The sequence below is a fragment of the Actinophytocola sp. genome (genome assembly GCF_035634895.1).
GTDB lineage: Bacteria > Actinomycetota > Actinomycetes > Mycobacteriales > Pseudonocardiaceae > Actinophytocola.
Map to the genome: position 1 here is coordinate 18339 of NZ_DASQCC010000035.1, position 13680 is coordinate 32018.

Genomic DNA, 13680 nt, shown 5'->3' on the forward strand with positions numbered 1-13680 from the left:
GACAACCTCATCCCGGGTACGGTCACGGGACAGTAACGGGGGAGCGCAGGTTGCGCAAACACATCTGTGGATGTCGTGACCCTGGTCACTCCTCGAACGGACTAGCCAGGGTCGCCCGATCATCGCAGTTCTCACGCCCCGCGACCGCTCGGTTCACGGTCAGTAGTTCGAGGGAGATCGAACACTCGCTCGGCGGTCGACGCGACCTCGGCGGCGAGAGTTTCGACGGCGACCCCTTTGAACTGCGCAAGCGCCCGCAACGTGTAAGCGGCGCAGTAGGGCTCGTTCGGCCGGCCCCGGAACGGGTGCGGCGTGAGGAAGGGCGCGTCGGTCTCCACGAGTAACTGGTAACTGGGAATGACCGCCAATGCGTCACGAAGCGCGTTCGCGTTACGAAAAGTCACGGTTCCGGCGAACGAAAGCACCCATCCGTGGTCCACACAGCGCCGCGCGAACTCAGCGTCGCCAGAGAAGCAGTGGAAGATCACCTTTTCGGGCGATCCTTCTTCGAGAAGGATCCGGTAGATGTCCTCGTGGGCGTCCCGGTCGTGGATCATCAGCGGCTTGCCGACCCGCTTGGCCAGGTCGATGTGCCAGCGGAAGGCATCGTGCTGGGCCTCGGGCGGCGAGTAGTCCCAGTAGTAGTCGAGGCCGGTCTCCCCGACCGCGACCACGCGTGGCCGGCGCGCCAGCTCCTCGATGACGGCACGGTCCGCGTCCGTGAACGCCGCCGTGCGGGTCGGATGGACGGCGACGGCCGCGAAGACCCGCGGATCCCAGGTGGCGGCCTCCGCGGCCCACCGGGCGGCGGCAAGGTCGTCGGCGACCGTCACGACCCGGCCCACGCCCGCCGAGGCGGCCCTGTCGACCATCTCGGCCACGTCCTCGGCGTCCTTGGCGCCACAGGCGTCGAGGTGGGTGTGCGCGTCGACAATGGGCACGGGGAGCGCCTCCGGGACCGGAGGGCGCTCCCCTTGACGTGCTGCCATCAGTCGGCGACGGGAGCCCAGGACGGCCCGGTCTCCCCGAGCTTCGGGTCCAGCTTCGGGAACAGCGGCGTCGGCTTCTCCAGGGGCCGGCCGACCTCGATCGGCTTCGACTCCCAGCTGGCCTGCTCACCGGCGTAGTCGCCGGTCAGGATCGGGTTGATCTGACCGGGGACGTCCAGGTCCTCGACGTCCTTCATCTCCGGCTGCGCCGCCCACACCCCGGTGCCGCCCAGTGCCTCGTGCACCTGCTGGGCCGAGTGCGGCAGGAACGGCGTGAGCAGCGTGTTCGCGTCGGACACGACCTGCAGCGCGGTGTGCAGGATGGTGTCCCGGCGGGCCGGGTCGTCCTTGCGCTTCCACGGCTCCTGGTCGGACAGGTACTTGTTCGCCGCGCTGACCACCCGCATGGCCTCGGACGCCGCCTGCTTGAACCGCGACTGGCGCAGGTGCGCGCCGACGACCGCGAACGCGTCCCGCGACTGGGCCTTCAACGCCTCGTCGTCGGCCGTGACCGCGGTCGGGGTCGGCACGGCGCCGACGTTCTTGTGGGCCATCGAGATCGACCGGTTGACCAGGTTGCCCCACTCGTTGGCCAGCTCGAAGTTGACCCGGCGGACGAACTCCTCCCACGTGAAGTCGACGTCCTGGGTCTCCGGTCCGGCCACCGAGATGAAGTAACGCAGGCTGTCCGGCCCGAACTCACGCAGGAAGTCGTGCACGTAGATGACCGTGCCGCGCGAGGTCGAGAACTTGGACCCGCTCATCGTCAGGAACTCGGACGACACGACCTCGGTCGGCAGGTTCAGCGTGCCGAACGCGCCGGGCGAGCCGCCCTTGTCCCCCGCCCCGTTCTGGCCGAGCAGCAGCGACGGCCAGATCAGCGAGTGGAAGACGATGTTGTCCTTGCCCATGAAGTAGTAGCCCTGGGCGTCCGGGTTGGTCCAGAACTCCTGCCACGCGTCGTCGTTCCCGGACCGGCGCGCCCACTCGACCGACGCCGACAGGTAGCCGATGACCGCGTCGAACCACACGTAGAACCGCTTCATCGGCTTGTCCCGCCAGCCGTCGAGCGGGATCGGCACACCCCAGTCCAGGTCGCGCGTGATCGCGCGCGGCTTGAGGTCGTCGAGCAGGTTGAGGCTGAACTTGAGCACGTTCGGCCGCCAGTCCCGCCGGCTGCCGAGGTAGTGGCCCAGCGCACCGGTGAACGCCGGCAGGTCCAGGAACAGGTGCTCGGTCTCGACGAACTCCGGCACCTCGCCGTTGATCTTCGACCGCGGGTTCTTCAGGTCGGCCGGGTCCAGCTGGTTGCCACAGTTGTCGCACTGGTCGCCGCGGGCGCTCTCGTAGCCGCAGATCGGGCAGGTGCCCTCTATGTAGCGGTCCGGCAGCGTGCGGCCGGTGGACGGGCTGATGGCGCCCAGCTGCGTCTTCTCGACGACGTAACCGTTCTTCCACAGCCCCAGGAACAGGTCCTGCACGACCTTGTAGTGGTTGCCGGTCGTGGTGCGGGTGAACAGGTCGTAGGACAGGCCGAGGCCCTGGAGGTCGCCGTTGATCTGGTGGGCGTACTTGTCCACCGTCTCGCGCGGTGTCGAGCCCTCCTTGTCCGCCTGGACCTGGATCGGTGTGCCGTGCTCGTCGGTGCCCGAGACCATGAGCACCTTGTGCCCCGCCATGCGCATGTACCGGGAGAAGACGTCCGAAGGGACTCCGAATCCGGATACATGACCGATGTGGCGGGGGCCGTTGGCGTAGGGCCAGGCCACCGCGGTAAGCACGGGGTTGCTCATACCCGAATAGCCTACGGAGCAGCGCAGGTCGAGGACGAACGGGTTATCGGGAGGAAGCTGTGTCCGCCACGCGGCTCTTGGTGCTCGGGGTTGTGCGGATGCACGGCACCGCACACGGCTACCAGGTCCGCCGTGAGCTGCTGACCTGGTCAGCGGACAAGTGGGCGAACGTGGCGCCCGGCTCGATCTACCACGCGCTGAAGAAGATGGAGTCCGAGCGGCTGCTCGAGGTGGCCACGACGGACGCGCACCCCGGCGGCCCGGACCGCACCGCCTACCGGCTCACGCACGACGGCGAGACCGAGTTCCGGCTGCTGCTCGAGAAGTACCTGGCGGAGAGCGACGACTCGGCACAGGGGTCCTACCGGCTGGCGGCGGCCGTGGTCTTCCTGCCGGCGCTGCCGAGGATCAAGGCGTTGAGCCTGCTGAAGCACCGGCTGACGCAGGTCACCGGGCACCGGGCCACCGCCCAGGACCTGGTGGACAACGGGACGAGCTGGGGGCAGCCGGAGCACGTCACGGAGCTGTACCACCTGTGGGTCAACACGATCTCCGCCCAGGAGGTGTGGCTCCGCGGCCTGATCGAGCGGCTCGAGGCCGGCAGGTACGTGATGGCCGACGACGAGGGCGGCTCGTTCGGCGCGCCGCCGGACTGAGGGGTCACCACCGCCATCGACGGGGTACTCCAGCCGCGCTGAAGGACTAGTCGAGTTTGACTAACCGTGACCGGGGACGTCATGCTGTCCCCGCTCTAGTCAAATTTGATTACCGGACTCGTCCGGCAGAGAGAGGAAAGACATGATCGAAGCTCGCGGTCTCGCCAGGACCTTCAGGTCCCGGGGCCGTAATGTCGAGGCCGTCCGCGGGGTGGACCTCGACGTGCACGCCGGGGAGCTGGTCGGCTTCCTCGGCCCGAACGGCGCCGGGAAGACCACCACACTGCGCATGCTCACGACCCTGCTGCGGCCGACCGCCGGCAGCGCCACCGTCGGTGGCGTCGACCTGCTCGCCGACCCGGTCGGGGTGCGCAAGAAGATCGGGTACGTCGCCCAGGGAGGCGGCACGGCGCCCGAGTGCCGGGTGATCGAGGAGATCGAGATCCAGGGCCGGTTCTACGGGCTCTCGAAGGCCGACGCCGTGCGGCGGGGCGCGGAGCTCGCCGCCCAGCTCGACATCGAGGGGCTCGAGCAGCGGCTGGTCAGGACGTTGTCCGGCGGGCAGAAGCGCCGGCTGGACATCGCGCTCGGACTGATCCACTCGCCGGGGCTGGTGTTCCTGGACGAGCCGACCACCGGCCTCGACCCGCAGAGCAGGGCGAACCTGTGGGAGCACATCCGCTCGCTGCGGGGAGAGCACAACGTGACGGTGTTCCTCACGACCCACTACCTCGACGAGGCCGACTCGCTGTGCGACCGGATCCTCGTCATCGACCACGGCCAGATCGTCGCAGAGGGCACGCCCGACGAGCTGAAGTCGCGGCTGTCCGGCGACGGCGTCTCGGTCGAGGTGCCGTTCGAGTCGGTGGCGAACGCCGCCGAGATCGCCGGCCGGCTGCCCGGCGCCACCGAGGTCAGCACGACCGAGAACGTCGTGCGCTTCCGGGTGCCGCGTGGGGACACCGCACTGCCGGAGCTCCTGCGCGCCCTGGACGCCAAGGACATCGCGATGACGTCCATCCAGGTGCAGCGTCCGTCGCTGGACGACGTGTTCCTGGCCATGACCGGCCGCACCCTGCGCGACGCCGAGGAGGGCCACCAATGAGTGACGCGAACCGTGAACTGGCGAGGGGGCGGCATGGTGCGTGAGACGTGGCTGGTGTTCCGCCGGCACATGGCGATCTCGCTGCGCAACCCCGCGTGGGTGATGATCGGGATCATGCAGCCGCTGCTGTACCTGCTGCTGTTCGGTCCGCTGATGGAGAAGATCGTGTCGTCGACGCCGGGTTTCCCACCCGGTGACAGCTGGCAGATCCTCGCCCCCGCGCTGTTGGTGCAGCTGGGGCTGTTCGGCAGCATGTTCGCCGGGTTCGCGTTGCTCGGCGACCTGCGCAACGGTGTCATGGAACGCCTGCGGGTCACGCCGGTCAGCCGGCTCGCGCTGCTGCTGGGCCGGGTCCTGCACGACACGGTGCAGCTGCTGGTCCAGGCGCTGCTGCTGTTGCTGGTGGCGTACCTGGTGTTCGGCATGCGGGCGCCGGTCGCCGGTGTGCTGCTGTGCCTGATCATGGTGATGCTGCTGGCGGTCACGCTGTCGTCAGCGTCGTACGCGATGGCCATGCTGGTGCGCAGCGAGGAGGCGTTCCCGGCGCTGCTGACCACGATCTCGGTGCCGTTGCTGCTGCTCACGGGCATCCTGATCCCGATCACGACCGAGCTGGCGCCGCGGTGGCTGTACGTGCTGTCGCGGATCAACCCGTTCGCGCACGTGATGGACGCCGAGCGTGCCTCGTTCCGCGGCGACTACTCGGTGGACGGGCTGCTCACCGGCAGCGTCGTGCTGCTGGTGATCACGGTCCTCGCCGTCTGGTGGGGCGCGCGGACCTTCCAGAAGGAGAACGCCTGAGGCCGGCGACCTCGCCCGGAGGCCTTGCTGGCCGGGACGCATACTGCGCCCTGGCCAGCAGCCAGCCGCAACCAAAGTCGCGCCGACAGTTTCTTGATCAACGCGAACGCAGATGGTTGCGTGGACAGTCCCCCACCCAACCCAGGGGGCCGGCCCCGGTCCCATTGTAGTCGCCGACACGGACAAAACCGCTGGTCAGCGCCGCCTGTGGATAACTTTCACCCGGTGAGCCCGAGCCAAAGGGACTCTCGTGTGACGCTGGTTCTCGGGACGCCCCGTAATTCGGTTGCCAGGGCGTTGAGACTGGGCGCGTGATCGTGAGGACATGGTCCGCGCGGGCGACCGAGGCCGGCGCGGCGGACTACCAGAACTACTTCGGCAAGACCCTGCTGCCGGAGCTCCGCGCCCTGGCTGGGTTCCAGGGCGCGGTACTCCTCACCCGGCCGGTCGGCGAGCTGGTCGAGCTGACGGCCCACACGATGTGGCAGTCGCTGGCTGCCATCGAGGACTTCGCGGGCGAGGACATCACCGCCGCGAAGGTCGAGCCGGAGGCCCTCGCGATGCTGGCCGACAGCGACTCGACGGTGGTTCACCGAACCGCCGCGCTCGCCGAACTGCCCTGAGCTCACGGCATCAGCGGTTGACGGCCTTCATCCCTTCCGGGGTATAGCGGTCCCCCGCGACCGCACCCGCTGGCACCGCCGAGGTGATCTCCGCCAGCTGGTCCGCGGTCAGGGACACCTCGGCCGCGCCCGCGTTCTCCTCCAGGTACTTCACCCGCTTGGTGCCCGGGATCGGGGCGATGTGCTCGCCCTGTGCCAGCAGCCAGGCCAGCGCCACCTGGACGGGTGTCACCCCGACGGTCTTCGCCACGCCGACGACCCGCTCCGCGAGCGCGATGTTGCGCTGCAGGTTCTCGCCCTGGAACTGGGGCAGCCCGCGCCGGAAGTCGTTCTCCGGCAGATTGCGGAACGTGTCCAGGTCGCCGGTCAGCAGGCCGCGGCCCACCGGCGAGTACGGCACCAGGCCGACACCCAGCTCCCGCGCCACCGGCAGGACCTCGGCCTCGACGCCCCGGTTGAACAGCGAGTACTCCGACTGCAGCGCGGCGATCGGGTGCACGGCGTGTGCCCTGCGGAGCGTCTCCGCGCTCACCTCGGACAGGCCGAGGTGGCGGATCTTCCCCGCGCTCACCAGCTCGGCCATCGCGCCGACGGTGTCCTCGATCGGGACGTTCGGGTCGCGCCGGTGCAGGTAGTACAGGTCGACGGTGTCGACGCCCAGCCGCTTCAGCGAGCGGTCGATCGCGCCGCGGACGTACTCCGGGCTGCCGTCGACCTCGACGACGCCGCCGCCGACGACCCGCCTGATGCCGAACTTGGTCGCCAGCACCACCTGGTCGCGCCGGTCCGCGATCGCGCGGCCCACCAGCTCCTCGTTGTGCCCGACGCCGTAGACATCGGACGTGTCCAGGAAGTTCACGCCCAGCTCGACCGACCGGTGGATGACCTCGACCGACTCGTCGTCGTCGGCGGGTCCGTAGGTCGCGGACATCCCCATGCAACCGAGCCCGAGTGCCGAAACCTCCAGGTCACCGAGCCTTCGCCTGCCAACCACGTGCTTCTCCTTCGCTGTGACTGACACCCAGCAAACACCCTGGAGCACGCTCCAGGTCAAACGCGGACCGCCGCGTCGTAGAGCGTCTTCCTGCTCACGCCGGCCGCCGCGGCCACCTGTGCCGCCGCGTCCTTCAGCCGCATGCCCTCGTCGGCCAGGCGACGGACCTCCAGGGCCAACGCGTCCACGTCCTGTTCCCGCCGCGGCTCGGCCCCCGACAGCACCACCGTGATCTCCCCGCGCACCCCGTCCGCCGCCCAGTCCGCCAACTCGCGCAGGCTCCCCCTGCGGACCTCCTCGTAGGTCTTGGTCAGCTCCCGGCACACGGCCGCGCGGCGCTCCTCCCCCAGCACCTCGGCGGCGAGTGACAGCGTCGCCGCGATCCGGTGCGGCGACTCGAAGAACACGGCGGTGCGCGGCTCCTCCGCCAGCGCCGCGAAGAACCGCCGGCGCTCGCCGTCCTTGCGGGGCGCGAAGCCCTCGAAGCAGAACCGCTCACACGGCAGTCCGGACAGGGCGAGCGCGGTCGTCACCGCCGAGGGACCCGGCAGGCAGGTGACCGGCAGGTCCCGCTCGACACAGGCCGCGACCAGGCGGAACCCCGGGTCGGACACGCTCGGCATGCCCGCGTCGGTGACCAGCAGCACCGTCTGCCCACCCTCGACCGCCGCGACCAGTCCCGCGAGCCGGCTCGTCTCGACCGCGTCGTAGAACGACACCACCCGGCCGGCGATGGTGGCGCCGAGGGCCGCGGCCAGCGCACGGGTCTTGCGGGTGTCCTCCGCCGCGACCACGTCGGCGGTGGCCAGGGCCTCGACCAGGCGCGGGGACGCGTCCCGCGAGTCGCCGAGAGGGGTCGCGGCAAGGACGAGCCTGCCGGGTTCAGTCATCACATCGCTCCGAGTTGGTGATCCAGACACGGACGCCACATCGCGCCGCCTACGATCCTTGCCCGTGAGTCTTACCGTCGATCGCGTGGCTGAGGTTTCGCCCAGCCTGGGTGGCGCGGGCGGTCGGCCGCTGTCCGAAGCCGACCTCGCCGAGATCCACCTGATCGGCAAGCCGATGCCCAAGGACAAGCTACGTGGCTGGCTGGTCGCGGGCTTTCTCGCGGTCTTCGGCGGCTTCGTGCGGCTGCAGAACCTCGGCTTCCCGACCGACCAGGGCACGCCCGTCTTCGACGAGAAGCACTACGTGCCGCAGGCGTGGGAGATGCTGCGCAACGGCGGCTACGAGGACAACCCCGCCTACGAGCTGACCGTCCACCCGCCGCTGGGCAAGGAGCTCATCGCGCTCGGCGAGTGGCTGTTCGGCTACAACGGCTGGGGCTGGCGGTTCGTCTCGGCACTGTGCGCCTCGCTCATGATTCTCATGATCATCCGGATCGCGCGGCGGCTGACCCGCTCGACGCTGCTCGGCGGCATTGCCGGCGTGCTCCTGATCTGCGACGGCGTGTCGCACGTGCAGGGCCGCATGGGGATGCTGGACATCTACCTGGCGTTCTTCGTGCTGATGGCGTTCGGCTGCCTGCTGCTTGACCGGGACCAGGTGCGTGGCCGGCTGGCGGTGTCCGTCCGCGAGGGCTGGGCTACGGAGTCGGTGTACGGCCCGTACCTCGGCTTCCGCTGGTGGCGGTTCCTCGGCGGCGTCTCGCTCGGGCTCGCCTGCGGGTCCAAGTGGTCGGGCGTGTTCTTCATCATGGCGTTCGGCCTGCTCACGGTTTTGTGGGACGCCTCGGCCCGGCGTGCCGCGGGGGTGGACCGGCCGTGGCGCGGGACGCTCTACAAGGACGTGCTGCCGGGACTGTGGGCGTTCGTGGTGGTCGGGATCCTCGTGTACCTGGCCACGTGGTGGGGCTGGCTGACCTCGGAGACGGGCGTCGACCGGCACCTGGCGGAGGAGTCCGTGCACCACGGCTGGTACGACTTCATCCCGCAGGCCCTGCGGTCGCTGTGGCAGTACTCCGGCAACGTGCTGAACTTCCACGAGCACCTGGTGACCCCGGTGACCGGGCAGCACCCGTGGGAGTCCAAGCCGTGGACGTGGCCGATGAGCCTGCGGCCGATGCTCTACTACTACGACGGCGGCACGGTCGCCTGCGGCGAGCAGCACTGCGTGAGCGCGACCATGCTGATCGGCACGCCCGCCCTCTGGTGGGTGTCGCTGCCGGTGCTGGGCTGGGGCCTGTGGCGGATGATCGGCCGACTGGACTGGCGCTACGCGGGCGTCGTCGTGGCGTACCTGGCGGGCCTGCTGCCGTGGTTCATGAACCTCGACCGGCAGATGTACTTCTTCTACGCGACCCCGATGGCCGCGTTCCTCGTCCTCGGCATCGTGCTGGTCCTGGGCCAGATCATGGGCACCGTCCGCGACGGCTACGAACGACGCGGCACAGGCCTGCTCGTCGTCGCCCTGTACGTAGGCATCGTCGTGTCCAACTTCGTCTGGCTGTGGCCCATCCTGAACGGCGACTCGATCACCGAAACCCGCTGGCAACAGGAACTATGGCTACCCTCCTGGCGCTAACCCTCCCCCACAAGCCCGCGAGTCCCGCGTTCAGACATAGCGAGTCCCGCGTTCGCCCATAGCGAGTTGCGCTTTCGTGCCGATCTTGGTCGGGCCGGGTGCGCGAATCCGCAGTTCGGTACGTCTGAACGCGGGACTCACAGTGTTCGAACGCGCGACTCGCGGTGTCTTAACGCGCGACTCGCGGTGCTCAAACGCGGGACTCGGTATGCGCGAACGCGGGACTCGCGGTGCTCGAACGCGGGACTCGCGGAGTTAGCGGGGGTTGATGTGGGCGCGGGACACGATCTGGGTGACCGGGCCGGCGGTCTCCTGGCCGGCGCGTGCGATCCAGGCCGTCATCTCGCGTTGGACCGCGGCCAGGGTTGGGCGGCGGGCGGGGTCCTTGTCCAGGGACGCGGTCAGCAGCCGTAGGTGGGTGCTGCGGCGCGGTAGGTGGGACAGGGGTTCCGCCTTGGCCGCGGCCATCAGGGCCGCCATCGCGTTCTCGCGGACGCCGCGTGGTGGGTGACCGGCCAGCGCGAAGCTGACCGTCGCCGCCAGCTGCCAGGCGTCGGACGCCGGGGTGGCGGCGACGCCGGTCGCCGTCTCCGGCGCGAGGAAGTCGGGCGTGCCGACCATCATTCCCGCGGCGGTCAGCGTCTGGTCGCCCTTGGACCTGGCGATGCCGAAGTCGATCAGGTGCGGCATGCCCTCCGGGTCGACGATCACGTTCGCCGGCTTGACGTCGCGGTGCAGCACGCCCTTCGCGTGGGCCGCGGTCAGCGCGCCGGCCATCGTCAGCCACAGCCGCGCGGCCTGCAGGTCCGACAGGGCGCCCTGCCCGTGCACGACCTCCGCCAGCTGCTCGCCCTCGATGTACTCCATGATCAACCCGAGGCCGTCGCCGTCGGACACGATGTCGTACACCCGCACGCAGTTCGGGTGATGCACGGCCGCCAGCGCCCGCGCCTCCCGCAGCATCCGCTCCTCGGTCTCCGCGTCCGGCGCGTGCGCCATCTTGATCGCGACGGTCCGGTTGAGCTGCGTGTCCTTCGCGAGCCACACGGTGCCGAACCCGCCGGTGCCGAGCTGACGCAGCTTCTGGAACCGGTTCCCGGCCGCCCGGATGATCGACGTCGGCTTCTCCGACGGGAACGGCAGCGGACCGGGGTCGGCCGCCAGCGCGGCGAGTGCCTGCCGGTCCGGCACGGGCTCCGGCATCCGCGGCGCCACCCTGGTCGGCGGGGGCATGCGCGCCGGCTGCACGGGAGGCGGCGGCTGGTAGGGCTGCGGCTGCTGCGGTGCCTGGTACGGGGGCGGCCGCTGCTGCGACGGCTGCTGCGCGACCGCGTCCTGCTTGTACCGCTTCTCGATCACCGACCAGCTCGGCGGACCCACGATGAGCAGCGGCAACAACCCCAGCACGCTCGCGAGCAGCAGGCCGATCCACATGTACGTCGCCACGTTCACGGCCACCGCCGCGCTCAGCAGCAGCGCCGCCACGAACGGGAGCCAGAGCAGCCGGCCGGGCCACTTCGGACCGCGCCGGAACGCCATCCGCGCCTGCAGCCACACGAACAGCACCGCGATGCCCGGAATCACGAGCAGCATCGCGTACCGCAGGGCCAGCATCGGGCCACTCTCGAACGGGTGGAACAGCACGTCGTAGACGGTGGCGCGGCCACCGAGGTAGGAGGACTGGGCGTCGACCCCGCAGAACTTCTGCGTGATCGAGTCGGCCTCCCCGATGGTCAGACCGGTGTTCGAGTTGAAGGGCTTGACCGGGGGCTCCGCGACGGTGTTGTGGAACACCGTCCGGAACGTCTCCGACGCGCCCATCGTGTACAGCCACGGCAGGATGAACGCGAACGCGCCCCCGAACAGCCCGAACACCGACAGCGTCACCGGGTTGTAGGTGTTGCCCGTGCCCTTGCGGACCAGCGCGATCAGCACCGCGCCGAGCGGCGGCAGCAGCCCGACCAGGAACCCGGCCATGATCGTCGCCCACACCCAGTCGCCGGGGCAGAAGGCCGGCTGGAAGATGGTGTGCGCGAGAGAGAGCAGGGAACTACCCATCTCGACGAGCAGGTTCACCGGCCCTCCCTCCCTTTCCGTTCATCAGACCAGACGTCCACGTCGAAGGTTCCCCCCTATGTCGACCTGTTATGTCGACGTTGAGGACAGTGACCAGGTTGCCGCGACGGGCTAGGTTCAGTACCCATGGGTAGCTACCAGGACGCGTACCAACGAAGCCTCGCGGACCCGGACGCCTTCTGGCTGGCGGCCGCCGACTCGATCGACTGGGTGTCCCCGCCGACCAGAGCCCTCGACGACAAGACGGCTCCGCTGTACCGATGGTTTCCCGACGGCGTGCTGAACACGTGCCACAACGCGCTCGACCGGCACGTCGACGGCGGCCGGGGCGACCGGACCGCGCTCATCTACGACTCGCCGGTGACGGGTAGCAAGGCGTCGTTCACCTACCGTGAGCTGAGGGACGAGGTCGCGACGTTCGCGGGCGCGTTGCGCTCGCTCGGTGTGGGCAGGGGCGACCGGGTGATCATCTACATGCCCATGGTGCCACGAGCGGCCGTCTCGATGCTCGCCTGCGCCCGCCTCGGCGCGGTGCACTCCGTGGTATTCGGCGGGTTCGCCCCCAAGGAGCTGGCCAGCCGGATCGAGGACGCCACGCCGAAGGTCATCGTCGCGGCGTCGTGCGGCATCGAGCCGACGCGGGTCGTCGAGTACAAGCCGATCATCGACGAGGCGCTGGCCGGCACCATCCACCAGCCGGACAGGGTGGTCGTCCTGCAGCGTGACGCGGCCCGCGCGACCCTCGGTGACCGGGACGTCGACTGGGACGAGCTGGTCGCCGGCGCGTCGCCCGCCGAGTGCGTGCCGGTCAACGCCACCGACCCGCTCTACATCCTGTACACGTCCGGCACGACCGGTAAGCCGAAAGGCGTGGTCAGGGACAACGGCGGACACGCGGTCGCGCTGGCCTGGTCGCTGCCCAACATCTACGACATCCATCCCGGCGACGTGTGGTGGACCGCGTCGGACGTCGGCTGGGTCGTGGGTCATTCCTACATCGTGTACGCCCCGTTGCTGGCCGGCGCAACGTCCGTGTTGTACGAGGGCAAGCCGGTCGGCACCCCCGACGCGGGCGCGTTCTGGCGGGTGATCTCCGAGCACGGGGTGAAGGCCCTGTTCACCGCGCCGACCGCGTTCCGGGCGATCAAGCGGGTAGATCCATCCGCGGCCGAGGTGGCGAAGTACGACCTGTCCGGTTTCCGGACACTTTTCCTCGCCGGCGAGCGGCTGGACCCGGAGACGTACCACTGGGCGAGCGAGAAGCTGGGCGTGCCGGTGGTCGACCACTGGTGGCAGACGGAGACGGGCTGGGCGATCTGCGCGAACCCGCGTGGCCTCGACGACCTGCCGATCAAGGCCGGCTCGCCGTCGGTGCCGGTGCCCGGCTACGACGTCCGGATCCTGGACGCCGACGGCAACGAGATGCCGCGCGGCGGTGAGGGCGCGATCGCCATCCGGCTGCCGTTGCCGCCGGGCACGCTGCCGACGCTGTGGGGTGACGACGACCGGTACGTCGAGTCGTACCTGTCCCGGTACCCCGGCTACTACCTGACCGGCGACGGCGGCTACGTCGACGAGGACGGCTACGTGTTCGTCATGGGCCGCACCGACGACGTGATCAACGTGGCCGGGCACCGGCTGTCGACGGGGTCGATGGAGGCCGTGCTGGCGTCGCATCCTGCGGTGGCGGAGTGTGCGGTGATCGGCGTCGCGGACGCGGTGAAGGGGCAGCTGCCGCGCGGGTTCGTGGTGCTCAAGGCCGGTGTGGAGATCGACGAGGCAACGCTGCGCGCCGAGCTGGTGGCCGCGGTGCGCCGGGACATCGGGCCGGTGGCGGCGTTCCGGGACGTGTCGGTCGTGGACGGGCTGCCGAAGACGCGGTCGGGCAAGATCCTGCGCAAGACCATGCGGGGCATCGCCAACGGCCGTGACGAGCCGGTCCCGTCGACGATCGAGGACCCGACCGTCCTCGACGCACTGCGCCCAATCCTCCACGCCGCCGACCACACCCCGAACGCCGCCGACCACGCCGCGAATCAAGCGGCCGGTCAAGCCGCGAATCAAGCGGTCACCTGACCGAACACTCGCGAGTCCCGCGTTCAAACACCATGAGTTGC

The 13680-nt window shown here is 69.7% G+C and carries 11 protein-coding genes; 6 read left to right on the plus strand and 5 right to left on the minus strand.

The features are described from left to right. Window positions 1-131: 131 nt before the first annotated feature. Entirely contained in the window at window positions 132-989 is an 858-nt protein-coding gene (locus tag VET29_RS05600) for a TatD family hydrolase (RefSeq protein WP_324915520.1), read from the minus strand. Continuing rightward, a complete protein-coding gene (metG, locus tag VET29_RS05605; protein WP_324915522.1) occupies window positions 989-2782 on the minus strand; it encodes a methionine--tRNA ligase in 1794 nt (597 codons plus the stop codon). The genes VET29_RS05600 and metG overlap by 1 nt, the downstream gene beginning before the upstream one ends. Before the next feature lie 59 nt (window positions 2783-2841). Between metG and VET29_RS05610 the strand changes: the two genes are divergently transcribed. From VET29_RS05610 to VET29_RS05625, 4 genes are all read left to right on the plus strand, one after another. Continuing rightward, the gene (locus VET29_RS05610) at window positions 2842-3438 is read left to right on the plus strand and encodes a PadR family transcriptional regulator (RefSeq protein ID WP_324915527.1); all 597 of its coding nucleotides are present in this window, start codon (window positions 2842-2844) and stop codon (window positions 3436-3438) included. 142 nt (window positions 3439-3580) lie between these two features. Further along, complete coding sequence (locus VET29_RS05615) at window positions 3581-4543, plus strand: ATP-binding cassette domain-containing protein (protein WP_324915529.1); 963 nt, start codon at window positions 3581-3583, stop codon at window positions 4541-4543. A gap of 33 nt (window positions 4544-4576) precedes the next feature. Next, window positions 4577-5344, plus strand: a complete 768-nt coding sequence (locus VET29_RS05620; RefSeq protein WP_324915737.1) for an ABC transporter permease — start codon at window positions 4577-4579, stop codon at window positions 5342-5344. Between the two features lie 311 nt (window positions 5345-5655). Next, the gene (locus tag VET29_RS05625; RefSeq protein WP_324915532.1) at window positions 5656-5967 is read left to right on the plus strand and encodes a hypothetical protein; all 312 of its coding nucleotides are present in this window, start codon (window positions 5656-5658) and stop codon (window positions 5965-5967) included. Between the two features lie 10 nt (window positions 5968-5977). Here VET29_RS05625 and VET29_RS05630 read toward each other — a convergent pair whose 3' ends face one another. Then, complete coding sequence (locus VET29_RS05630; RefSeq protein ID WP_324915534.1) at window positions 5978-6961, minus strand: aldo/keto reductase; 984 nt, start codon at window positions 6959-6961, stop codon at window positions 5978-5980. Window positions 6962-7017: 56 nt separating this feature from the next. Beyond that, entirely contained in the window at window positions 7018-7851 is an 834-nt protein-coding gene (gene rsmI / locus VET29_RS05635; RefSeq protein WP_324915536.1) for a 16S rRNA (cytidine(1402)-2'-O)-methyltransferase, read from the minus strand. Between the two features lie 106 nt (window positions 7852-7957). On the opposite strand from rsmI, the gene VET29_RS05640 reads away from it, so the two are divergent. Continuing rightward, on the plus strand, window positions 7958-9487 hold the full coding sequence (locus VET29_RS05640; protein ID WP_324915739.1) for a dolichyl-phosphate-mannose--protein mannosyltransferase: 1530 nt from the start codon (window positions 7958-7960) through the stop codon (window positions 9485-9487). Window positions 9488-9742: 255 nt separating this feature from the next. Here VET29_RS05640 and VET29_RS05645 read toward each other — a convergent pair whose 3' ends face one another. Further along, window positions 9743-11563 (minus strand): serine/threonine-protein kinase, encoded by a 1821-nt coding sequence (locus VET29_RS05645; RefSeq protein ID WP_324915538.1) that lies wholly within the window; start codon window positions 11561-11563, stop codon window positions 9743-9745. A gap of 126 nt (window positions 11564-11689) precedes the next feature. Between VET29_RS05645 and VET29_RS05650 the strand changes: the two genes are divergently transcribed. Continuing rightward, window positions 11690-13639, plus strand: a complete 1950-nt coding sequence (locus VET29_RS05650; protein WP_324915540.1) for a propionyl-CoA synthetase — start codon at window positions 11690-11692, stop codon at window positions 13637-13639. Window positions 13640-13680: the final 41 nt, after the last annotated feature.

Coding starts and splice junctions, on each gene's coding strand:
- VET29_RS05600 (WP_324915520.1), bottom strand. CDS start 989: ATGGCAGCACGTCAAGGGGAGCGCCCTCCGGTCCCGGAGGCGCTCCCC.
- metG (WP_324915522.1), bottom strand. CDS start 2,782: ATGAGCAACCCCGTGCTTACCGCGGTGGCCTGGCCCTACGCCAACGGC.
- VET29_RS05615 (WP_324915529.1), top strand. CDS start 3,581: ATGATCGAAGCTCGCGGTCTCGCCAGGACCTTCAGGTCCCGGGGCCGT.
- VET29_RS05620 (WP_324915737.1), top strand. CDS start 4,577: ATGGTGCGTGAGACGTGGCTGGTGTTCCGCCGGCACATGGCGATCTCG.
- rsmI (WP_324915536.1), bottom strand. CDS start 7,851: ATGACTGAACCCGGCAGGCTCGTCCTTGCCGCGACCCCTCTCGGCGAC.
- VET29_RS05650 (WP_324915540.1), top strand. CDS start 11,690: ATGGGTAGCTACCAGGACGCGTACCAACGAAGCCTCGCGGACCCGGAC.